Annotated in this window: 20 protein-coding genes and 1 pseudogene; 12 read left to right on the top strand and 9 right to left on the bottom strand. The window is 71.3% G+C overall.

Features of this window, described 5'->3' with window-relative positions:
• Positions 1-93 precede the first annotated feature (93 nt).
• Complete coding sequence (locus tag ACI2K4_RS34650; protein ID WP_404517399.1) at positions 94-1,392, bottom strand: MDR family MFS transporter; 1,299 nt, start codon at positions 1,390-1,392, stop codon at positions 94-96.
• Between the two features lie 140 nt (positions 1,393-1,532).
• Between ACI2K4_RS34650 and ACI2K4_RS34645 the strand changes: the two genes are divergently transcribed.
• Positions 1,533-2,291: a phosphoglyceromutase gene (locus ACI2K4_RS34645; protein ID WP_404517415.1), complete on the top strand. Its 759-nt coding sequence runs from the start codon at positions 1,533-1,535 to the stop codon at positions 2,289-2,291.
• An 89-nt stretch (positions 2,292-2,380) separates the two neighbouring features.
• Here ACI2K4_RS34645 and phoU read toward each other — a convergent pair whose 3' ends face one another.
• The gene (phoU, locus tag ACI2K4_RS34640) at positions 2,381-3,040 is read right to left on the bottom strand and encodes a phosphate signaling complex protein PhoU (RefSeq protein ID WP_404517398.1); all 660 of its coding nucleotides are present in this window, start codon (positions 3,038-3,040) and stop codon (positions 2,381-2,383) included.
• A 283-nt stretch (positions 3,041-3,323) separates the two neighbouring features.
• Between phoU and ACI2K4_RS34635 the strand changes: the two genes are divergently transcribed.
• Together ACI2K4_RS34635 and ACI2K4_RS34630 are read left to right on the top strand one after the other, a co-directional pair.
• On the top strand, positions 3,324-4,550 hold the full coding sequence (locus ACI2K4_RS34635) for a sensor histidine kinase (protein ID WP_404517414.1): 1,227 nt from the start codon (positions 3,324-3,326) through the stop codon (positions 4,548-4,550).
• A gap of 31 nt (positions 4,551-4,581) precedes the next feature.
• Positions 4,582-5,265: a response regulator gene (locus ACI2K4_RS34630; protein WP_396811816.1), complete on the top strand. Its 684-nt coding sequence runs from the start codon at positions 4,582-4,584 to the stop codon at positions 5,263-5,265.
• Positions 5,266-5,325: 60 nt separating this feature from the next.
• Here ACI2K4_RS34630 and ACI2K4_RS34625 read toward each other — a convergent pair whose 3' ends face one another.
• Complete coding sequence (locus ACI2K4_RS34625) at positions 5,326-6,591, bottom strand: MFS transporter (protein ID WP_404517397.1); 1,266 nt, start codon at positions 6,589-6,591, stop codon at positions 5,326-5,328.
• 149 nt (positions 6,592-6,740) lie between these two features.
• Positions 6,741-7,595, bottom strand: coding sequence for a hypothetical protein (locus tag ACI2K4_RS34620; protein WP_404517413.1), 855 nt, complete (start codon positions 7,593-7,595; stop codon positions 6,741-6,743).
• A gap of 131 nt (positions 7,596-7,726) precedes the next feature.
• Between ACI2K4_RS34620 and ACI2K4_RS34615 the strand changes: the two genes are divergently transcribed.
• The gene (locus ACI2K4_RS34615; RefSeq protein WP_404517396.1) at positions 7,727-8,671 is read left to right on the top strand and encodes a hypothetical protein; all 945 of its coding nucleotides are present in this window, start codon (positions 7,727-7,729) and stop codon (positions 8,669-8,671) included.
• A 141-nt stretch (positions 8,672-8,812) separates the two neighbouring features.
• A complete protein-coding gene (locus tag ACI2K4_RS34610; RefSeq protein ID WP_404517395.1) occupies positions 8,813-9,613 on the top strand; it encodes a sugar phosphate isomerase/epimerase family protein in 801 nt (266 codons plus the stop codon).
• Between the two features lie 144 nt (positions 9,614-9,757).
• On the opposite strand, the gene ACI2K4_RS34605 is transcribed toward ACI2K4_RS34610, so the two are convergent.
• Positions 9,758-10,363, bottom strand: coding sequence for a CGNR zinc finger domain-containing protein (locus ACI2K4_RS34605; RefSeq protein ID WP_404517394.1), 606 nt, complete (start codon positions 10,361-10,363; stop codon positions 9,758-9,760).
• 372 nt (positions 10,364-10,735) lie between these two features.
• On the opposite strand from ACI2K4_RS34605, the gene ACI2K4_RS34600 reads away from it, so the two are divergent.
• The 6 genes from ACI2K4_RS34600 to ACI2K4_RS34575 all read left to right on the top strand — a co-directional run bounded on the left by ACI2K4_RS34600 (position 10,736) and on the right by ACI2K4_RS34575 (position 16,309).
• Positions 10,736-11,653 (top strand): proline dehydrogenase family protein, encoded by a 918-nt coding sequence (locus ACI2K4_RS34600; RefSeq protein WP_404517393.1) that lies wholly within the window; start codon positions 10,736-10,738, stop codon positions 11,651-11,653.
• A gap of 172 nt (positions 11,654-11,825) precedes the next feature.
• Positions 11,826-13,103, top strand: coding sequence for a hypothetical protein (locus tag ACI2K4_RS34595; protein ID WP_404517392.1), 1,278 nt, complete (start codon positions 11,826-11,828; stop codon positions 13,101-13,103).
• A 517-nt stretch (positions 13,104-13,620) separates the two neighbouring features.
• Positions 13,621-13,833: a helix-turn-helix domain-containing protein gene (locus tag ACI2K4_RS34590; RefSeq protein ID WP_121157347.1), complete on the top strand. Its 213-nt coding sequence runs from the start codon at positions 13,621-13,623 to the stop codon at positions 13,831-13,833.
• A 251-nt stretch (positions 13,834-14,084) separates the two neighbouring features.
• Complete coding sequence (locus ACI2K4_RS34585) at positions 14,085-14,186, top strand: 30S ribosomal protein bS22 (protein ID WP_020520584.1); 102 nt, start codon at positions 14,085-14,087, stop codon at positions 14,184-14,186.
• Positions 14,187-14,303: 117 nt separating this feature from the next.
• Complete coding sequence (locus ACI2K4_RS34580) at positions 14,304-15,407, top strand: NAD-dependent epimerase/dehydratase family protein (RefSeq protein ID WP_404517391.1); 1,104 nt, start codon at positions 14,304-14,306, stop codon at positions 15,405-15,407.
• The gene (locus ACI2K4_RS34575) at positions 15,404-16,309 is read left to right on the top strand and encodes a lysophospholipid acyltransferase family protein (protein ID WP_404517390.1); all 906 of its coding nucleotides are present in this window, start codon (positions 15,404-15,406) and stop codon (positions 16,307-16,309) included. Before ACI2K4_RS34580 ends, ACI2K4_RS34575 begins: the two co-directional genes overlap by 4 nt.
• Before the next feature lie 56 nt (positions 16,310-16,365).
• Here the strand turns inward: ACI2K4_RS34575 and ACI2K4_RS34570 are convergent, their stop codons facing one another.
• From ACI2K4_RS34570 to ACI2K4_RS34555, 4 genes and pseudogenes are all read right to left on the bottom strand, one after another.
• Complete coding sequence (locus ACI2K4_RS34570; protein WP_404517389.1) at positions 16,366-17,466, bottom strand: hypothetical protein; 1,101 nt, start codon at positions 17,464-17,466, stop codon at positions 16,366-16,368.
• Positions 17,463-18,338, bottom strand: coding sequence for an HAD family hydrolase (locus tag ACI2K4_RS34565; protein WP_404517388.1), 876 nt, complete (start codon positions 18,336-18,338; stop codon positions 17,463-17,465). Before ACI2K4_RS34565 ends, ACI2K4_RS34570 begins: the two co-directional genes overlap by 4 nt.
• Positions 18,339-18,724: 386 nt before the next feature.
• A pseudogene (locus tag ACI2K4_RS34560) lies at positions 18,725-19,588 on the bottom strand (DUF5667 domain-containing protein); the annotation flags it as partial.
• A 255-nt stretch (positions 19,589-19,843) separates the two neighbouring features.
• Positions 19,844-20,815 (bottom strand): ECF subfamily RNA polymerase sigma factor, BldN family, encoded by a 972-nt coding sequence (locus tag ACI2K4_RS34555; protein WP_404517387.1) that lies wholly within the window; start codon positions 20,813-20,815, stop codon positions 19,844-19,846.
• Between the two features lie 592 nt (positions 20,816-21,407).
• Between ACI2K4_RS34555 and ACI2K4_RS34550 the strand changes: the two genes are divergently transcribed.
• Complete coding sequence (locus tag ACI2K4_RS34550; protein ID WP_404517386.1) at positions 21,408-21,671, top strand: glutaredoxin family protein; 264 nt, start codon at positions 21,408-21,410, stop codon at positions 21,669-21,671.
• Positions 21,672-21,698 lie beyond the last annotated feature (27 nt).

Raw genomic sequence — 21,698 nt, 5'->3', positions numbered from 1 at the left:
CGCGTACCTCTTTCTTAAGGTTTCTTTCCAGTTTCGGGCTCGATCATAGGAACGCCGCGCGTCCGGGCACCAGCGTGCCCCGCGTCACCCGGGTCAGGCGGCCTGCGGGGCCAGCTCGGCGGTCGAGGTCGACGCGTCGTCCTGCGACACGCTGGCCGAGCGCCGCAGCTCCGTCGCCCGGCGTTCGCGTACCGGGCCGGAGAGCAGATGGGCGAGCGCGAGTGCCGCACCGAGCGCGGCGCAGCCGAGCCAGAGCGCGGAGTCGCCCAACTGCTCGCGTACGAAGCCGCCCAGGATCGGCGCGGTGAACCCGGCCACCGACCAGGAGAGCGAGAAGACGCCCTGGTACCGCCCGCGCATCCCGGGGCGGGAGAGTTCCGCGATCAGGGTCGAGTTGGACGGGGAGTTGAGCATCTCGCCGAGGGTCCAGATCAGCACGGTCAGCGCATAGAACCAGGCCGCGTCGGCGAACGCGGTCAGGCCGAACCCGATCCCGGTGACGAGCGAGGCCAGGGCGAGCACGTACGACCGGTTCCGGCCCTTGATCAACCGAGGTACGAAGAGCTGGCCGGCGACGATCAGGATCCCGTTCAGCGCGATCACCGTGCCGAAGGTGGACGGTGCCAGCCCGTCCGCGCCCATCGCGATCGGCAGCATCGAGATGTGCTGGAGGAAGATCAGCGCGGTGAAGATGTTGATCAGCACGAAGCCGAGGAACACCCGGTCACCCAGCACGCTGAGCAGGCCGTTCTCCCTCCGGCCGGTACGCGTACCCGGGGTCGGTGTGGTGCGTACGGTGGCCACCCGGCTTGGCTCGCGGACCTTCACGAAGATGACCGCGGCGGTGGTCAGCGTGGTTGTCGCGTCCACCAGGAAGAGCAGCTCGTAACTGACCTGGGCGGCGAAGCCGGCGAGGATGGCCGCGCAGGCGAAGCCGAGGTTGATCGCCCAGTAGTTGAGCGAGAAGGCCCGCAGCCGGTCCCGCTCCGGCACCACGTCGACCATCATCGCGGCGAACGCCGGCCGGGCGGCCTCGGCGAACATGCCGAGCAGCAGCGCCCCGGCCGCGATCACCCAGAGCCCTCGGGTGAAGCCGAGCGCCACCATCATCGCCGCGGCGCCGACGTGCGCGGTGAGCAGGGTCGGCCGCCGACCCCAGCGGTCGGCCAGGATGCCGCCGGTGAGGGTGCCGACGGCACCGCCGGCACCGTAGAGCCCGATCACCAGACCCGCCTCGACCGAGGAGAAACCGCGCGCGGTGGTGAGGTAGATGGCGAGGAAGATCAGGACGAACGAGCCGAGGCGGTTGATCAGGGTGCCGGTCCAGAGGTACCAGAAGGTGGTGGGTAAGCCGCCAGTCGTCTCCCTGACCCAGCCCCGTACCGCCCTCACGCCGCCCCCTCGATGTGTAATGACCGGCAAACGATCAATGCCTTACAACCTAGTCGGAGTGGTCACCCGGGGTCATCTCGATTTACACGTGGCGGTTGTCACGGCGGGTGTCGGCGCGTCCGAACCGGGGCTGCGCGAAGATGTGGGGCATGACAGTTGGGACCCTCGTGCTGCTGCGGCACGGCGAGAGTGATTGGAACGCCAAGAACCTCTTCACCGGCTGGGTCGACGTGGACCTGACCCCGAAGGGTGAGGCCGAGGCGCGTCGGGGCGGCGAGCTGCTGCGCGAGCACGACCTGCTCCCCGACGTGGTGCACACGAGCGTGCTGCGCCGGGCGATCCGCACCTCCGAGTTGGCGCTCAGCGCCGCCGACCGGCACTGGATCGCGGTCCGCCGGTCGTGGCGGCTCAACGAGCGGCACTACGGCGCGCTCCAGGGCAAGGACAAGAAGCAGACCCTGGCGGAGTACGGCGAGGAGCAGTTCATGCTCTGGCGTCGGTCGTACGACACCCCGCCGCCGCCGATCGCCGACGACGACGAGTGGTCGCCGGCCGGGGACCCGCGCTACGCCCTGTTGCCACCGGAGCTGATGCCCCGCACCGAGTGCCTCAAGGACGTCGTCGAGCGGATGCTCCCGTACTGGTACGACTCGATCGTGCCGGACGTGCTCGCCGGCCGTACGGTGCTGGTCGCCGCGCACGGCAACTCGCTGCGGGCGCTGGTCAAGCACCTCGACCAGATCTCCGACGAGGCGATCGCCAAGCTCAACATCCCGACCGGCATCCCGCTGCGCTACGACCTCGACCCGCAGTTGCGCCCGGTCACCTCGGGGGGCACCTACCTCGACCCGGAGGCCGCCAAGGAGGCCGCCGCGGCCGTGGCCAACCAGGGGCGCTGACCCGCTGCCCGTGACCTGGACGAGGGGCCCCTCCCACCCGTTTCCGGTGCGGGAGGGGCCTCTCGGCGATCGGGGTCGGCGCGGACGACCTAGACGGGCTGGGTGTTCTCGGAGTACTCGCCGGTGATCAGGTAGACCACCCGCTGGCCGGCGTTCACCGCGTGGTCGGCGTAACGCTCGTAGAAGCGGCCGAGCAGGGCACCGTCGATGCCGGTCTCGACCCCGTACGGCCAGTCGTCGCTGAGCAGCACGGCGAAGAGCTGACGGTGCAGGTCGTCCATGGCGTCGTCGTCGCGGTCGAGTTCGGCGGCGAGTTCGGCGTCGGGGTTGGAGAGGACCGAGCCGATCTTGTGGGCGATCCGGTCGGCCACGCCGGCCATCTCGGTGAAGACGCCGCGCAGTTCGGCGGGTACGGCCGGCGACGGGTGCCGGCGCAGCGCGGTCTTGGCCACGTGGTCGGCGAGATCACCCATCCGCTCCAGGTCCGCCGCGACGGTCAGGGCGGTGATCACGGCGCGCAGGTCGGAGGCGACCGGCGCCTGCCGGGCGAGCAGGTCCACCGCCCGCTCCTCGACCTGGCGGTAGATGCTGTCGACCTCGGCGTCGCGGGCGATCACGGCCTCGGCCGCCGCCCGGTCGGCGGTGAGCAGCGCCTTGGTCGCCTTGCTCATCGCCGCGCGGACAGCTTCCGCCATGTCGACCAGTAGCTGGCTGACGATGTGCAGATCGGTCCGGAACTCGTCGCGCATGATCACGTCCTGGGGTCGGTGGGCCGCCGGGAGACCAGCGCCGCCGACGCACCCGCACGGGGTTGGGGCAGGTTGCCCGCCCACCGTAAGGGGTCGCGGACGGCGCGTAGGTGAACGTAGGTTAACGACGCTAGACCGGGGTGTGAATTTTGCCAATCTGGCGCCTGATTTGTCCTATTGTGTAGGGCCGCTTGGATAACAATGACCCTACGATCGCCCAGTGGAATGGGGGGTCGTAGCCGGCGTGGCCGGTGGACTGGTGATCGGACTGATCGCCGGTCCCATGCTGGTACGCGCCATCCGGCGAGAACCGGAGCGCGACGGGCGACGACTTCCGGGCGGGGGCGACCTCTCCCCAGCCGACGGGAGGCCGGCGATCGCGAAACACCAGAAGGCCGAAGTCTCCGGGCTCGGCCGCAAGAGCATCGACTCGCTCCGGGTCGGCGTCGTGGTGCTGGACACCGAGGACGTACCCGTCCTGATCAACCCAGCCGCGCGGGCGATGGGGCTGCTGCGAGCCGGGGCGACCCCGGGCACCATCGCGGCCCACCCGATCATCCGTACCCTGGCCGGCCAGGTGCGGCGGACCGGCGTACGGCGCGAGGTCGAACTCGACCTGCCGCGCAGCCGGGACGGCGGGGTGCACGACCCGCTCGGCGTACACCTGCGCGCGATGGGGATCGGCAACGGCTTCGTCGCGGTCGAGGCCGCCGACGTGACCGAGTCGCACCGGGTGGCCCGGGTGCGCCGGGACTTCGTGGCCAACGTCAGCCACGAGCTGAAGACCCCGATCGGCGCGCTGCAACTGCTCGCCGAGGCGCTGCTGGACGCCACCGAGCCACCGGTCGAGGACGGTGGGGTCGAGCCCTCCGAGGACGTGGTGGCGGCCAGGCGCTTCGCCGAACGGATCCAGCACGAGTCGACCCGGCTCGGCCGGCTCGTCAACGAGCTGCTCGAACTGACCCGGTTGCAGGGTGCCGAGCCGCTGCCCGAGCCGGAACCGGTCGCGGTCGACTGGGTGATCGCCGAGGTGATCGACCGGACCCGGACCACGGCGTCCGCCCGCAAGGTCGAGATCGTGGTCGAGGGCCAGCGCGACCTGACCGTGTACGGCAGCGACAGCCAGGTCGCCACGGCGGTCGGCAACCTGGTCGAGAACGCGATCGCGTACTCCGGCGAGGAGAGCCGGGTGACGGTGACCACCCGGGGTGACGACGACCACGTCCAGATCTCGGTGGCCGACCAGGGCATCGGCATCTCGCCGAGCGAGGTCGACCGGATCTTCGAGCGCTTCTACCGGGCGGACCAGGCCCGTTCCCGGGCGACCGGGGGCACCGGGCTCGGCCTGGCGATCGTCAAACACATAGCCACCAACCATGGCGGACGGGTGGAGGTGTCGAGCACGCTTGGTGGAGGGTCGACGTTCACCCTGCGGCTGCCCTCCCGTCCTCCGGACGCCGTCCTACCGCTACCCCCGTCAATTGAGATCGATACCGGTTCGGCCGAGTAATCCCAGGTCGGACAGAGGAAAGGAAAGACCGTTGGCCCGCGTTCTCGTGGTCGAGGATGAGGAGTCGTTCTCCGACGCCCTCTCCTACATGCTGCGCAAAGAGGGTTTCGAGGTATCGGTCGCGCCGACCGGGCTCTCGGCGCTCACCGAATTCGACCGCACCGGCGCGGACATCGTCCTGCTTGACCTGATGTTGCCCGAGATGTCGGGTACGGAGGTGTGCCGCGAACTGCGGCAGCGCTCTCACGTACCGATCATCATGGTGACCGCTCGGGACAGTGAGATCGACAAGGTGGTCGGCCTGGAGATCGGGGCGGACGACTACGTCACCAAGCCCTACTCGCCCCGCGAACTGGTCGCCCGGATCCGGGCGGTGCTGCGCCGCAAGAGCAGCGAGACGGTCGACCTGGCCGCGCCCACCCTGGCCGCCGGCCCGGTCCGGATGGACATCGAGCGGCACGTGGTGACGGTCGACGGGGCGGCGGTGCAGTTGCCGCTCAAGGAGTTCGAGCTGCTGGAGCTGCTGCTGCGCAACGCCGGCCGGGTGCTGACCCGGGGGCAGTTGATCGACCGCGTCTGGGGGGCCGACTACGTCGGCGACACCAAGACCCTCGACGTGCACGTCAAGCGCCTGCGCTCCAAGGTCGAGCCGGAGCCCTCCACCCCCCGCTACATCGTCACGGTCCGCGGCCTCGGCTACAAGTTCGAGCCGTAAACCGCCCCACCCCACCGGTGCCGTCCCGCCGCCGACGGGAACGGCTGGCTCCCGGCCGCCTCAGGCGGGTAGGGGGCGGGGGCGGGCCGGGCGGGTGAGCAGGAGGCCGAGCAGGGCCAGCGCGGCCAGCGCCATCACGGCGACGCCGTACTCGCGGGCGGTGGTCAGCACGCCGCCCGCGTGCACCACCAGGAAGCCGGCGATCACCGCGGGCAGCCCCATGGCCAGGTACGACACCACGTAGATGAGGGAGAGCACCCCGGCCCGCTCGTGTGGGCTGGCCAGCGGGATGACGGTCCGGATCGCGCCCTGGAAGCCGGCGCCGAAGCCGGCGCCCGCCACCACGGTCCCGGCGAAGAAGAGCGTCTCCGAGGTCACCGCGATGGCCAGCAGGGTGAGGCCCACGCCGACGAAGAGGCCCACGGTGCCGACGAACATCAACGTACGGGGTGCCCTGGCCCGCAGGAGCAGCACCACCGCGCCGCCGCTCGCGGCGAGGGCGAACAGGGCGAGCCCGCCCAGGACGAACGAGTTGGAGCCGGCCACCATCCGGACCACCGTCGGGCCGAGCGAGCCGTAGAAGCCGGCCAGGGCCCAGGCCGCGGTGAGGGCCGGGACGGCCAGCAGCAGCGGTCGGCGGGCCGCCGGTGGCAGGGCGAACTGGAGCCGGAGCGAGGCGAGCGCACCCGGGCGCGGGGACGAGGTTTCCGACATCAGGAGCACGCCGACGCCCTGGAGCACGAAGATCCCGAAGAGCGCCAGGTAGACCAGGTGGGTCGGGGCGGGGAGGTACTGGACCAGCAGGCCGGAGCCGAGGGCGCCGGTCGCCGTACCGAGCATCGGTCCGACCGCGTTGGTGATCGCGCCCTTCGCCTGGTTCAGGTCGAGCATGCCCGCGCCGATGGCACCCGCCGCCGCGCCGGTCGAGAGCCCCTGGAGCACCCGGGCGGCCATCAGCGCCGGTACGCCGTCCGCCGCCGCGAACGCGATCATGGTGGCCGCCTGGACGGCGATCGCGGCGATCAGCACCGGCCGGCGGCCGACGTGGTCGGAGAGCGAACCGACGGTCAACAGCGCGGCCAGTACGGCCAGCGCGTACACGCCGAAGACCAGCGTGACGGTGATCGGCGAGAAGCCCCACTCGGCCTGGTAGATGGCGTAGAGCGGGGTGGGCGCGCTGGAACCGGCGAGGAAGGCGACGACGATCGAGGCCAGGAGGTAGAAGCTGGCGGTCCCCGGCAACCGCCGGGACCGGCCCGGGATCTGTGGCCGTCGGGACCGGCGCGGTCTGTTGAGGTCGGGCAGGGTGGCGGTCGGGGAGGTCATCGGGGCTTCTCTCGCGACGGGCGATGAACAGACGAGTCTGTTTGGCCTACGTACCGTAGACAGATCTGTCTGCTAGCGTCCAACCGCTGTCATGAACGCCACTCGACCCCGGGTGAAGCCGAAAACGGACTCCGGGGAGGCGGAGTCGCTCAGGGCGCGATCGTCGGGGCGACCACCTTGCGACCGCCGTTGACCCGGCGGGTCGGCGGGGGCTCCGGTGCGGCGGGGCTCGCCGGGTGCGGCGCCACCAGGCCGGCCTTGGCCCGCGCCGCGCAGAGTTCGGCGAGCTTGCCGTACGCCGCGACGCCGATCAGCGCGGTCAGCTCCGCCTCGTACGACAGGTACATCGCCTCCTGCCCGACGTGGGCCTCCGGCGACGAGGTGCACCACCAGTCGAGATCGTGGCCGCCCGCGCCCCAGCCGCGCCGGTCGAACTCGCTCAGCGTCGAGACCAGCACCTTGGTGCCGTCCGGTCGCTTGCTCCACTCCTGGTCCCGGCGGACCGGCAGTTGCCAGCAGACGTCGGGCTTGTACTCCAGCGGATGCACCCCGTCGCGCAGCGCCTGGGCGTGCAACGCGCAGCCGCCGCCACCGGCGAAGTCGGCGTCGTTGAGGAAGACGCACGGACCGTCCTCGGACCGGGTGGCGGTGCGCCGGGCCGGCGTCTTGCCGTCGACCGTGTCCATCTCGGTGTACTTCTTGAAGCCCCGCCGGTAGTGCTGCCAGGTCTGCGGGGTGAGCCGAGCGGCGGCCGACTTCACCCGCTGCTCGTCGTCGTCGTCCGTGAAGAACGCGCCGTGCGAGCAGCAGCCGTCGCTGGCCCGTCCGGCGATGATGCCGTGACACGCCTTGCCGAAGACGCAGGTCCACCGGGACAGCAACCAGGTCAGGTCGGCGCGGACGAGATGCTCGGCGTCCGCCGGGTCGAGGAACTCGATCCACTCCCGGGGGAAGTCGAGGTCGACCTCCCGGCTACGCGGATCGGTCGGATCCTGGACCAGGATGCGGAGTTGGGTACGAGCTGCCACCCGGTCAGCCTACGCCCGGTGGCTCTACCAGGACGGATAGCCGCCTTTCCGGGCGTGCTGCATTACCCGCGACGGGACCGGTCATCGGCGAGTCTAGGGTTTCGGGCATGCGCCTCGGAGTGCTCGACGTCGGTTCCAACACCGTCCACCTGCTGGTGGTGGACGCCCACCATGGCGCACACCCGTGGCCGGCGCACTCGGAGAAGGCGGTGCTGCGCCTGGCCGAGCAGATCGGCGGGGACGGGGCGCTGACCCGCAACGGTGAGGACGCGCTGGTCGAGGCGGTCGCCGAGGCGAAGGCGGCGGCTGCCCGGCTGATCGTCGACGACCTGCTCGCCTTCGCCACCTCGGCGGTCCGGGAGGCCACCAACGCCGCACAGGTGCTGGCCCGGGTACGCGCCGAGACCGGCGTACGGCTGGAGGTCCTCTCCGGTGCGGACGAGGCGCGGGCGACCTTCCTCGCGGTCCGGCGCTGGTTCGGTTGGTCCGCCGGCCGGCTGCTGGTGCTGGACATCGGTGGTGGCTCGCTGGAGGTGGCCGCCGGTATCGACGAGGACCCGGACATCGCACTCTCGGTGCCGCTCGGTGCCGGTCGGCTCACCCGGGAACGGCTCCGGGTCGATCCCAGCACCAACGAGCCGCCGTCGGCACTGGCGGTCGAGGAGCTGCGGGAGTACGTCGAGTCGACGCTCGATCCGGTGGTGGAGCGGATGACCCAGGTCGGCTGGGAGCGGCCGGTGGCCACCTCGAAGACGTTCCGGATGCTGGCCCGGCTGGCCGGGGCGGCGCCGTCGGGGGCCGGGCTCTGGGCCCGGCGCACCCTCTCCCAGAACGGGCTGCGGCAGATCATCGGATTCATCCGGCACATCCCGCCGTCCAAGCTCTCGGAGCTGGAGGGGGTGAGCAGCAGCCGGGCGCACCAGTTGTTGGCGGGCGCCCTGGTGGCGGAGGCGGTGATGCGCCGGCTCGAGGTCGACTCGTTGGAGATCTGCCCCTGGGCGCTGCGCGAGGGAGTCATCCTGCGCCGGTTGGACCAGCTCGAACCGGCGTGAGCGCGGGGGCTCCCCGCATCGACGGGGGCCGGTCGGAGTGGCTCCGGCCAACTCGTACAGATCGGTCCTGACTTGCGGATACGGGTGGTTTAGCCCATCTTGTCGGTGGCGGTCGCGCGGCCGAGAGCTACGCTGACAACCGTGGCCACCCCTGTTCTCCTGTCCAGCTCCTCGGTCTTTCCCGAGCCGACGGCCGCCGCCTTCGAGCTGGCCGCGGCGCTCGGGTACGACGGGGTCGAGGTCATGGTCTGGACCGACGCGGTGAGCCAGGACCCGGGGGCGCTGCGCGGCCTGGCCGAGCACTACGGCGTACCGGTCCTCTCGGTGCACGCCCCCTGCCTGCTGGTGACCCAGCGGGTGTGGAGCAACGACCCGGCCGAGCGGCTGCGCCGCGCCGTCCGGCTGGCCCAGGCGTTGGAGGCGCCGACGGTGGTCGTGCACCCGCCCTTCACCTGGCAGCGCGAGTACGCCCGAGGCTTCGACACGCTCCTGGCCGAGCTGGCCGAGCGCCATCCCGACATCCGGGTCGCGGTGGAGAACATGTACCCGGTCAGGATGGCCGGCCGGCGGTTCGTCCCGTACGCGCCGAGCTGGAACCCGACCGACACCGGTTACGACGCCTACACCCTGGACCTGTCGCACTGCGCCGCGTCGCACACCGACTCGATGGAGATGGCCGACCAGATGGGGGCGAAGCTCGCCCACGTACACCTGGGTGACGGCACCGGTGAGGGACGGGACGAGCACCTGGTGCCGGGACGTGGCAACCAGCCCTGTGCCGAGGTGCTGGCGTCGTTGGCCGGTCGCGGGTTCACCGGTGCGATCGCGGTCGAGGTCTCGACCCGGGGGGCCAAGAGCCGGGCCGGTCGGGAGGCCGACCTGGGCGCGGCCCTCGCCTTCGCCCGCGAACACCTCGCCGCCGCCCGGACGCTCAAGCGCTGAACGGGTACGCCCAGACTCCACGGGCCCGCCCGGACGCGTGGGCGCCGGACGGGCGGCTCCGGCCGGTGGTGTTCGGCCCACGGGCTCACCGCCGACGACGCCCGAGCGGGTGCGGGGGCGCAGTCGGCTCGCGCCGTTGCCGGCTCAGACCTTGGTGAGGGTCTGGCTGGGCAGGGTGGCCTTCGGCACGCTCGGCTTCGGTACGGCCGCCGCCTGCACCGCCTCCTCCACCGCTGCCCGCTTCCGGGCCCGGTGGGCGGCGACGTGCGAACGGGTGGCGCAACGCTCCGAGCAGAACCGGCGGCAGCAGTTGGACGAGGTGTCCAGGTAGACGTTGCCGCAACGGTCGTCGGCGCAGACCCCGAACCGCGCGCTGCCGTACTCGCAAAGCCAGACCGAGAGGCCCCAAACCGCACCGGCCAGATACTCCGCGCTGACCGAGGCACCCCGGCTGCTCACGTGCATGTGCCAGTCGCTGGATCCGTGACCGGAAATTCGCGGCTGAACGGGAAAGGTCTCGAGTAGCGAGTTCAGTTCGGCCACGGCGTCCACGTCGCGGCCCGAGGTGCCGAATTCGAAGACGTCCCGCAGCCGCTTCTGTGCGCGGCGGAATATCACCACGTCGCGTTCGGCAACCTCGTCCCGCATCCAGAGGTTTTCGTCGGCGAAGAGCGCCTTCAGGTCGTCGAGGTCGTCCAGTCGCGCGTTGACAAGGTCAACTCCGGTCCGGGCGTACGCGTCGAAGTTCACCCGACAACCGTAGACGATTCAGGCCCGTAGTGGCGCGTCCCCGTAGTGAGCGCGAAGCGGGCGTACGCGTCGGTGATAAGGCTTTCACTTCCTGAATGCGCGCTACCCGGCCGGTGTCTGACTCGGCGGCAGACTTCGTCATCCGGTGCGATGAATCGAGAAATGCCGGCAACAGGTATGGGAGGTCCGGAAAAATTCCTACAACGCGCTGAGCGGCGCCTTCCTCGCGTCGATCGCGGTCCCCACGAGGTGGTCGCGCCGAACGGCGCGGTGGATCCGGTGCCGCCATTTCATGATCGTCTGGGTCCGGGCCGGACGTCGTACCTGCCCGCTGCCCGGTTCCGGCGCGTCGACGGACGTTACGCTCCCAGCATGCGTTCGGTCATCCTCGCCGCCTCCCGGTCATCCCGGGTCGAGCGGCTCGTCGAAACGGCCCCCTACACCCGGGACGTCGTACGCCGGTTTGTCGCCGGCACCACCACGGACGACGCGCTTCGCGCCACCCGCGAGCTCGTCGGCAGTGGCCTGGCGGTGACCATCGACCACCTCGGGGAGGACACCGTCACCCCCGAGCAGGCCACCGCGGTCCGGGAGGAGTACCTCACCCTGCTGACCGTGCTCGCCGGGGCCGATCTGACCCCGGCCGCCGAGGTCAGCGTCAAACTCTCCGCCCTCGGGCAGAAGTTCGACGAGAAGCTCGCCTACGACAACGTGCGGGCGATCTGCACCGCCGCCGCGGCGGCCGGCACCACCGTGACCCTCGACATGGAGGACCACACCACCACCGACTCGACCCTGGACATGCTGGCGCGGCTGCGCAAGGACTTCCCGTCCACCGGCGCGGTGCTCCAGGCGTACCTGCGGCGGACCGAGTCGGACTGCCGCGAGCTGGCCACCGCCGGTTCCCGGGTACGGCTGTGCAAGGGCGCGTACAAGGAGCCGGAGTCGGTGGCCTACCAGTCGGCGCGCGACGTGGACAAGTCGTACGTCCGCTGCCTCAACATCCTGCTCTCCGGCGCCGGTTATCCGATGCTCGCCACCCACGACCCGCGCCTGATCGCGATCGGCCAGGACCGGGCCCGCTGGTTCGACCGCTCGCCGGACGAGTTCGAGTTCCAGATGCTCTACGGCATCCGGCCGGAGGAGCAGACCCGGCTCGCCGGTGAGGGCCACACGGTGCGGACCTACCTGCCCTACGGCAGCGACTGGTACGGCTACCTGATGCGCCGGCTCGCCGAACGCCCGGCGAACCTGGTCTTCTTCGCCCGCGCCCTGCTCTCCCGGAGCTGAACGGCGACCGTCCGTCCTGTTAGCACACTCCCGATGCCCCGGCCGGCAAGAGTCGTACGGGCGATCGACGTACGGGGGATATCCGGGCATCTCACGTACAGCCGGATGTCGTACTCTCCCGGAGGTGATCGACGGGGTGGACACGCGGCCGGCGCGCCGTTGGCGATGGCCGTTGTGGGTTGCGCTGGGCGTGGTCGCGGTGCTGCTCTTCTGTGGCGTGCCAGCCGGGCTGGCGGCGGTGCTGATCGCCCGCATGCCGCAGACGCCGGCTCTGCCCGACGCCGCCGCGAGCGCGGCACCGGCCCGCAGCCCGGTGGCCGGCGATCCGCCCGAGGTGGTCGGGGCCTGGCTGGCCGAACGCATCGACCTGCTGCTGGACCAGCAGGCGCAGGCCCTGCTCCGTGGGGACGAGCAGGGCTTTGTCGGGGTGGCCGACCCGGCGTCACCGGCCGCGGCCGACCTCAAGCGGCAGTTCCGGGTGCTCCGGTCGATGAAGGTGGCGGCCTGGGACCCGTCGCGCAACGGCCCGCTCGCCCGGATGGCCGGCAACACCGCCGAGTGGCGGGTGCTGGTCACCGTCGAACACTGCTTCGTGGTGCCCGGCTGCGACCCCGGGCCGGTGACGATCGGCACCCGGTGGGTCGACGACGGTCGGCAGCCGCGTCTGGTCGCGGTGGAGCCGTCGATGTCGGGCGTGGAGGGGCCACGGCCGTGGGAGGTGACCGACCTCGCGGTCGCGATCGGCACCCGGACCCTGGTCGCGGTGCCGCAGAGCGTACGCAACCAGCTCCCGGACCTGCTGAAGGCGGCCGAGCAGGCGGCGACGGTCGCCGACCGGTACGCGGTCGACGGGTCGAAGCCGGACCTCTACCGCGTCTTCTACGCGCTCAAGCCGGACTGGGAACGGTGGTACGGCGGCGGTCGCCCGGCCTGGACCGGCGGTTACGCGGTCGGCATCGGGGGAGACCGGTTCGACGTGGTGCTCAACTCCGACGGGCTGCACCGTACCGCCGTGGACGACCTGCTCCGGCACGAGATGACCCACGTGGCGTCGCTGCCCGAGCGGGGGCACGCCAGCGGCGAGAGATGGTGGCTGGTCGAGGGCATCGCGGAGTACGCCGGTGCCGGCGGCCGCCCGGTCCGGGAGTACGACCGGCTGGAGGACGTGACCCGGCTGCTCGGCACCACCTCGGGTGGTTGGAACGGGCGGCTCGAATCGCTCGAGCCGGCCGCGGGCGCGGAGGACTGGCGGGTCTCGGGCAGCTACGGGGTCGGTTACCTGGCGACCCGTTACCTGGTCGACCGGTTCAGCGAGGAACGGCTGCTCGCCTTCTTCAAGGCGGTCGTACACGACGGTCGGTCGGAGGAGGACGCGAGCGTCGAGGTGTTCGGGGTGGAGTGGAGCGTGCTGCACCAGGAGTGCGTGACGTACGCGCGCAGTGCCCGCTGACCGGAGCGCCCCGGTCGGGTACGACGGCTCGCCGGCCGTACGCGCCGACAGGTCATCATCCGGGATGGCCTGATCGCGGTCGACGTACCGGTGCCGCCACGGGCGGCCGGGGCACCTGAGATAGTGGACGCCGCTCCCAGCGCGGAGCCCCGAGTCGCGTCCGGAAGCGAGTCGGGGCACCCGTCCGGTGGCTCCGGTGGCGCCGCCGGAGCCGCCGGGCGCCTTCGCCCGCGGCTGCGCCGTCCAGGTCGTGCGGCTGGCGGTCGCCATGCGCGCTGAGTGAATGGGTCATCACCCGAAGTGTGGGTGCCCCCTGTTGGCTTCATGTTCCCCGATGAGTGGAAAATGCCTGCTCAGCCCGGTGTGGCTGCTTGACTACCTATGATCAACAGCGTGAAGGGATCGCGCAGGTCACAGCCGTCCCGCTACCGTACTGGTAACACGCGCGTTGCCCACCGTGGCGCGGGAGCAGCCCGCCCGGGGGAGCGCGCCGGGGAATGGGATGGGTCGGTGGGCCATGACGGGATCACCACAGTCCGACGCTCGGCTGTCGGAGGTCAGGTTCCTGACCGTCGCCGAGGTGGCGACGCTGATGCGGGTTTCGAAGATGACCGTCTACCGGCTCGTGCACTCCGGTGAACTCACCGCGGTGCGGGTCGGCCGGTCGTTCCGGGTGCCGGAGCACGCGGTGCACGAGTACCTGCGCGGCGCCTTCCAGGAAACCGCCTGACCCACCGGCGGCACCGGTCAGCGTCCCGGCGACGCAGGCCGGGATGGTCGCGGCCGGGGTCGTGACGGGTGTGCATGGGGTCGCGTTGGCCCTGTGCAGGGGCGACGGCTACCCTGGACCGCGACCGTGATCCCGCCCTGGTGCGTCCGACACCCACCGGCCGGATCCGGTCCGTTGTCCAGCTCGGTTTCCGGAGCCATCCGACGATGGCTCCCGGACCGACCCGCACGTTGTATCGGAAGGGCTGTCGTATGGGCTCGGTGGTCAAGAAGCGCCGCAAGCGCATGGCTAAGAAGAAGCACCGCAAGCTGCTGCGCAAGACCCGCGTCCAGCGTCGCAAGCTCGGCAAGTGACCCGGGCCGGGCAGCCGCCCGGCCGATGGTCCCACTTGCCACCCGTCGACCCTCGGAGGCACCCGTGACGCGGTGGTCCGGGCCGCAGCGCCCGTACCCGCTGACGAGGAGCATGGGATGACCCCCGGCCGCACCCCAGGTGCACCGGGGGTTGTCGTCGTCACCGGGGTCAGTCGTTACCTCGGGGCCCACGTCGCCGCCCGCCTCGCCGCCGATCCACGGATCGAGCGGGTGATCGGGCTGGACGCCGCCGACCCGACCCCCGAACTGGCCCCCCTGCTCGACCGGGTCGACCGGGTGCGCGCGGACGCCGCGTCGGTCGGCACCGTCATCGACGACCTGGGCGCCGACTCGGTGGTCCACCTCGCCCTGGTGACCGCGCCCGACCAGCAGCACGGCGGGCGGTCGGCGATGAAGGATCAGAACGTCATCGGCACCATGCAGCTCCTCGCCGCGTGCCAGCGCGCGCCGAGCCTGCGCAAGCTGGTGGTCCGTTCGTCCACCGCCGCGTACGGGGCGTCGTTCCGCGACCCGGCCGTCTTCACCGAGGAAACCGAACCGCACGCGGTCCCGCGCGGCGGTTTCGCCCGGGACATCCTCGACATCGAGGGTTACGTACGCGGCTTCCGGCGGCGCCGGCCGGACGTCACCGCGACCGTGCTGCGGTTCGCCCCGTTCATCGGCTCCACCGCCGACACCACCCTCACCCGCTACTTCGCCCAACCGGTGGTGCCGACCGTGCTCGGGCGGGACCCCAGGTTGCAGTTCCTGCACATCTCGGACGCGCTCGAGGTGCTCTTCCGCTCGGTCACCGAGGAGCACGGCGGGACGTACAACGTCGCCGGTCCGGGGGTGCTCGCGCTCTCGCAGGCGATCCGGCGGTCCGGTCGGGTCGCCGTACCGGTGCTCGAACCCGGCCTCTCCAGCGCCGCCGGCATCGCCCGTACGCTGGGGTTCGGGCGCTACGGCCTGGACCAGGTCGACCTGTTCGTGCACGGCCGGGTGGTCGACACCAGCCGGCTGACCAAGGAGTACGGCTTCACCCCGCGCTCCACCGCCGCCGCGTTCGACGACTTCATCAGCGGGCACACCGACCGTACGGTGGTCCGCGCCGACCAGATCGCCTCGGCCGAGCGGGCGATCCTCGACGGGATCCGTCAGGTACGTGCCGCGGTTGCCCATGCCCTCGACGAGCGACCACCGGTGAGTGACGGTAGATGAGTGAGAACGGCCGGTCGCCCGGTCCGGAACCGATCGACCCGGCAGTGACCGACCAGCCCGGCGACGTCTGGGACCGGCGCGTCGCCTCCGGGCTCGCCTTCCTGCGCCGCCGGCTGGCCGGTCAGTACGAGATCGACGACTTCGGTTTCGACCCGGAGCTGACCGACCGGGTTTTCCACCCGCTGCTTCGCCAGCTCTACCGGGAGTGGTTCCGCACCGAGGTCAGCGGGGTGGAGAACCTGCCGGTCGAGGGCGCCGGCCTGGTGGTCGGAAACCACTCCGGCACGGTCGCGCTGGACGCGCTGATCCTCTCCACGGTGCTGCACGACCATCACCCGGCCCACCGCTACCTCCGCCTGCTCGGTGCCGACATCGTGTTCCGGATGCCGGTCGTCTCCGAGCTGGCCCGCAAGACCGGCGGCACGATGGCCTGTAACTCGGATGCCGAGCGGCTGCTCGGTCGGGGAGAGCTGGTCGGGGTCTTCCCCGAGGGTTTCAAGGGCGTCGGCAAGCTCTACGCGGACCGCTACAAGCTCCAGCGGTTCGGCCGGGGCGGTTTTGTCTCGGCGGCGCTGCGCACCGGGACCCCGATCGTCCCGGTGGCGATCGTCGGGGCGGAGGAGACGTACCCGATGCTCGCCGACATCAAGCCGCTGGCCCGGCTGCTCAAGCTGCCGTACTTCCCGGTGACGCCGACCTTTCCCTGGCTCGGACCGCTGGGCATGGTGCCGCTGCCGAGCAAGTGGCTGATCGAGTTCTGTCCACCGATCTCGACCGAGGGCATGGCCGACCAGGCCGACGACCCGCTGGTCGTGTTCAACCTGGCCGACCAGGTACGCGAGACGATTCAGCAGACCCTGCACCAGTTGCTCGAACGCCGACCGGACCCGTTCGGTCCCTGACCGTCCGGCTCCTGAGCCGTTCGGCTCCTGAGCCGTTCGGCCGCCGGACCGACGGGTTAGGAGAGGGCGCGCAGGTCGAGGCTGTGCCAGGCGGTGACGTCGCTGCCACCGGTGGACCACCAGAGGATGCCGTCCCGGCAGAGCACCAGACCGCTCCCCTCGGCCACCACCACGGTCTGCTGGTCGCGTACGTCGTAGAGCAGTAGCTGCTGGTTGTCGGTGGCGGTCCGTTGCGCGTCGGCGAGAGTGAGCACCTCGAACCGGTCGAGGATCGCCACGTCGATCACCGCCGAGGTGGCCACCCCACCGGCGACCCGCTGACGGGCGGAGCCGTCCGGGCGCATCAGCTCGATCCCGCCGGGCCCGTCGGCCGCGAGCACCAGCACCCGGCACCAGGTCGGGCTACAGGTGACCAGCTCGGAGCCGGTGGCGTCGATCTCGATCACCTTGCGCTGTTCCGGGTTGCGCAGCAGCACCGGCCCGCTCGCCCCGGTGCCGGCACTGGCCAGCCACGGGTAGGCGGAGATGGACCAGGCACCCTGCTCGGTACGGACCGAAACCGGACCGCCACCCAGCGCCACCGAACGGATCTCGGTCGCCGGCTCCTCGCCGGGCGCCACCGCCGCCCAGTAGAGCCGGCCGGAGTTGATCACCATGTCGTACTGGGAGTTGAAGAAGACCACGTCGCCGCTGTCGGCGGTGACCCGGCGGGCCGGTTCGGCCGAGGCCAGGTTCGCCGTCCACAGCTCGGTACGGCCGGTCCCGTCGTCCAGGGAGACGGACTCGGCCCAGGCGAACTGGTCCCCGTCCCGGGCGAAGCCGCTGTACTGCGGCGCGTCCGCGATCGGCAGCCGGCGCAGCTCGCGGATCGCGCCGTCGGCGGCCCTGAGGACCAGCCGCAACTGGGTCCCGTCCGGGCTCGGCGAGGTGCCGACCGAGTTGGTCGCGTCCAGGAAGTAGACCGGGCTGTACGCCGGACCGTCGGCCAGCGAGGACGGGATCTCCACCGGCCGGACGTCGGGCCAGACCTGCGCGATCGTGCTCACCTTCGGACCGGGCGCCGGCTCGGGGCCGGCGGCGGGGAGGCCGAGCAGGACCCCGCCGGCCGCGAGCGCCGCCGCCAGGCCGAGCAGTTGCCGGCGTACGGGAAGGTTCATTGCCCCTGCCTGCGTCGACGTACGGCGAGCCCGGCGGTGACCGCACCGGCGAGCACCCCGGCGGCGACCGTAGACGGTACGGCGATCCGGGCCGCCTTCCGCCCGGTACGGAAGTCGCGCACCTCCCAGCCGCGCAGCCGGGCGGTCTGCCGCAGGGCGTTGTCCGGGTTGATCGCCACCGCCCGTCCCACCGAACCGAGCATCGGCAGGTCGTTGGCGGAGTCGCTGTAGGCGACGCAGCGGGTCAGGTCGAGCTGCTCCACCTCGGCGAGCTGACGTACGGCGTCCGCCTTGGCCTGGCCGTGCATCAGGTCACCGACCAGCCGTCCGGTGTACGCCCCGTCGCAGATCTCGGCCACCGTGCCGATCGCGCCGGTCAGGCCGAGCCGGGCCGCGATCACCCGACCGATCTCCACCGGCGCCGCGCTGACCAGCCAGACCCGCTGGCCGCCGTCGAGGTGCCGTTGGGCCAGAGCCCGGGTGCCGGTCCAGATCCGGGGCGCCATCAGCTCGTCGAAGATCTCCTCGCTCAGCCGCTCCACGTCCTCCACCCGCCAGCCCTCGACAAACGCCAGCGCCGCCTGCTTGGCCCGCGACATGTCGCCCGCGTGCTCGGTGGCGAGGAGCCGGAACCGCAACTGCTGCCAGGCGAACCGGGCGAGGTCACCGGTGGTGAAGTAGTTGCGGGCGGCGAGCCCTCGGGCGAACCAGTAGATCGAGGCGCCCTGCATCATCGTGTTGTCCACGTCGAAGAACGCGGCGGCGGCCGGGTCGGCGGGTGGGACCAGATCGGATGCCAGGTCCGTCGGGGCCCAGCCGGCGGTGTGACCGCGTACGTCCGTACTGACGGTCACCTTGCGGGTACGGGCCACCCGCGGACCTCCCTCCGCTCGACGGATGCGTGCCGGTGCCTCCAGCGAGCCTAACCGGACCAGCGGGGTGGGACCGAGGTCCCACACGACGGTGGGGGTCCAGACCCCCAAAGGTCTGGACCCCCACCGGTGTTGCCTGGGCGGTACGCCGCCACGGCGACCTATTCGGCCGGCCGCCCGTCCACCGGGGCGGTCGTGTCGACCACCGGCTTCTTCGCCGTCGGCCCCTGCTCCAACTGCCGCCCCTGGGTGCTGCTCGGCACCACCTCGGCGTCTTCCGACGTCTCGGTGTGTGGCGGGTCGGTGACCCGGGCGGTGGGGGTCGGTGTCGGGCGGCCTTCCTGGGACGAACTCTGCTGTTGCCCGGAGGCGCTGCGCCCGGAGGCGCAGGCTCGTGGCAACGGTCCCAGTTGGTCGACCCGGGCGGCCGGTTCCGCGCCGCACTGGAGCGCGGTGCGGAGCAGGTCGGCCCGCTTGCCGATCGAGTCGAGCAGGGCGAGCGAGTCGCCGACCCGCTGGCTGTCGGCGGCGCTCCCACCGGTCAACAGCCCGGTGATCTGCCGCCGTTGCCCGCTGAGGAAATTGCCGATGGCGTCCAGCGCCGCCACGTCGCGACGCTGGGCTGCCGAGGTGTTGAGCAGTTTGATGCCCTGGCGTGTGTCGGCGTCCATGTCGTCGAGGACGGCGGCGAAGCCGGTCGTGTCGCCCTGCACCGCGATCGCCTCGGCGAGCCGGGTCTGGGCGAAGTCGAGGAACAACTGGCCCCGGCTCAGGTCCGAACTGGCCAGTGCCAGTTGCGCCCGTTCGGTGGAGCGCTTCACGCCGTACAGGGCGTCGCCGGGCAGGGCGTTCTCGCTCGCCGCCGACATGCCGGAGACGGCGATCGCCCCGGCCGCGACGCCGACGATGATCGAGCCCCGCACCCTTGCCCGGGTACGTTGCCCGCCCCGGGTGGCGCGGCTGCCCGCTCCGCCCGCTCGTCGGGCACCCTGCTCGGCACCGGTCGCGGCGGACAACGTCGCCTGCTCGGCGGCGGCGACGAGCATCAGTCGCAGTCCGGCTCGGAAATCGGGGTCGACCTCGACCTCGACGGACGGTTGGGCGCCGCGCACCCGCTGTCCGACCGTCACCAGTTCGGCCAGGTCGTCGTCGGCACGGGAACGGATGTGGTGTCGACGGCCACCGTTGGCTTCGTCGAGAAGTTGCGCGAAGCGCTCGGCGCGCCAGCGGCGGAATATGTTCAGATTCACCGCGGGCACCTCCCTTCGCTGGTCACGGCCGTACGGACGGCATCGTCGCCGACCGTGCGACGGCGGCTCGGGTCCGGTCCGTGACGGTCGTGACCGATCAGTCGGCCGGACCGACGGGCCGGTGGTGTGTCAAGGCATCCGTCCGTCGCACCGGGACAAACGGCCGGTAAGCCCGGCCGGTTACGGGCCGTTCGGTCGCAGTATCACGATGAGTGATCGGTGTTGCCGCGCGTGAGTAGCCGCCACCGATCGGACTCACGGCTGGAACCCGTCCGGCAGCAGCCGGGCCAGGGCCCGTACGGCACGGTACTGGAGCGCCTTGATCGCGCCCTCGTTCTTGCCCATCGTCTGCGCCGTCTCCGCCACCGAGAAGCCCTGTAGGAACCGGAGCACGATGCACTCCTGCTGCTCGGGGTTGAGCTGCTTCACCGCGCCGAGCAGGGCCATGTTGGTGATGTGCTCGACCACCGCGGACTCCGGGCTCCCCTCCGGCCCCCGGTCCTCGCGATCGGCGTCGAGTACGTCACCCGTGGTCACCTCGAGTCGGTAGCGGCCGGACTTGAAGTGGTCGGCGACCAGGTTCCGGGCGATGGTGACCAGCCAGGCGCCGAGGTCCCGGCCCTGCCAGGTGAAGCTGCCGATCCGTTTGAGGGCACGCAGGAAGGTGTCCGAGGTCAGGTCCTCGGCGAGTTGCCGGTTGCCGACCCGGAAGTAGACGAACCGGAACACGGTGTCCACGTACCGGTCGTAGATCAGCCCGAACGCCTCGGACTCACCCTGCTGCGCCCGCTCGATCAGCTTCCACACCTCGGTCGCCGGGTCGGACGGGTCCGGCCGGTCCGGGTAGCCGGTCGGCGGCGGGGCGGCCGGACCCGGGGACGGGTCGACGGCGGGCACCACCGGCAGGATCGCGGTCTCGGTCTCGGGGGTGTCGGGTCGGGGTCCGGTCTGGCCGGGTCCCGGTTGGGCCGGCATCGTCGGCCGGGTCGGGCTGGTCACCCGACCGCTGATCGGCCGGGCGTTGCTCCCCGGCGGGGTGTGCCGCGACGGGGTCTCGTTCGGATGTGGCCGGTTGCGGGTCCGTTTCGGACTGCCCTCGCCGCGTACGGCCAGGCTCAGCATGTCGTCCATGGACATCCGCAGTTGCGTCAGGCCCTGGTTCAGCGCGACGCGGGCGGACCGGACCTCGCGGCTACGTGCCGCGTCCGCGTATCCGTATGTGCTCACAGGCCCTCCCCGAGCCGGTACGCCAGCGGGGCCGGTCGCCGCGATGTCGCGGCGACGATGCCGCGACCCGGTCCTGGACCGGCACGATCCACCACACCGGGGGCAGGGTGCCCCGGTTGGCGGCACGCACCCATGAGGTGCTGGTGCAGTGCAGTTACAGGCACGGCGGCCTCCTCGGGCTGAGGGGTGTCGACTCACAGCAAAACGGGTGAGCTGACCCGAGTGATGATAGGGCCAACGTCACCCACGCGTGGCGAGTCCGTTACACAGAGCCAAAGTATTTCCCAGATTTGCCGATCTGGACCGGACCAATTGTGCGTTGTCGGATCCCGGACAGTCCGGTCATGAGAGGTGTGACCTGGGAAAACGCCGCAACACGCCGAAGGAAGGCACGACTTGGCGTGCCGCCGGCAAAGGTGCTAGCGGTGCTGGCACGTCCCGCCGGTGATATTTCCACGCGGGGACGTGGTCTCGTGGACGGTACCGTGACGCTCCGGTGGTGTCGAGGGGGCGTCGGCCGTCGATGCCCGCGGGCGCGCGGGCCCCTCCTGTGCCAAACTGCTGCGATCAGCGCCGGACCTGGGAGAACACCATGGCGAGCGAGCCGCGACTGACCCTCATCACCCGTCCCGGGTGCCATTTGTGCGAGGTGGCCAAGGAGGCCGTCGACCGGGTGGTGGCCGCCACCGGCGACCGCTGGGTCGAGGTCGACGTCACCGCTGACCTCGAACTGGAACGCGAGTACGGCGACCGGGTGCCGGTGGTCCTGCTGGACGGTAAGGAGCACGGCTACTGGCGGGTCGAGGAGGCACGGCTGCTGCGCGACCTCGGTGCCACCGGACAACCCCTCGCCTGACCGACCGGCCGTTCTGGCTATTGTTCG

It is taken from the genome of Micromonospora sp. NPDC050397, assembly GCF_044901685.1.
Lineage (GTDB): Bacteria > Actinomycetota > Actinomycetes > Mycobacteriales > Micromonosporaceae > Micromonospora_G.
Note: the sequence above shows the minus strand (reverse complement) of the source record. Positions and strands in the feature narration are given on the sequence as shown.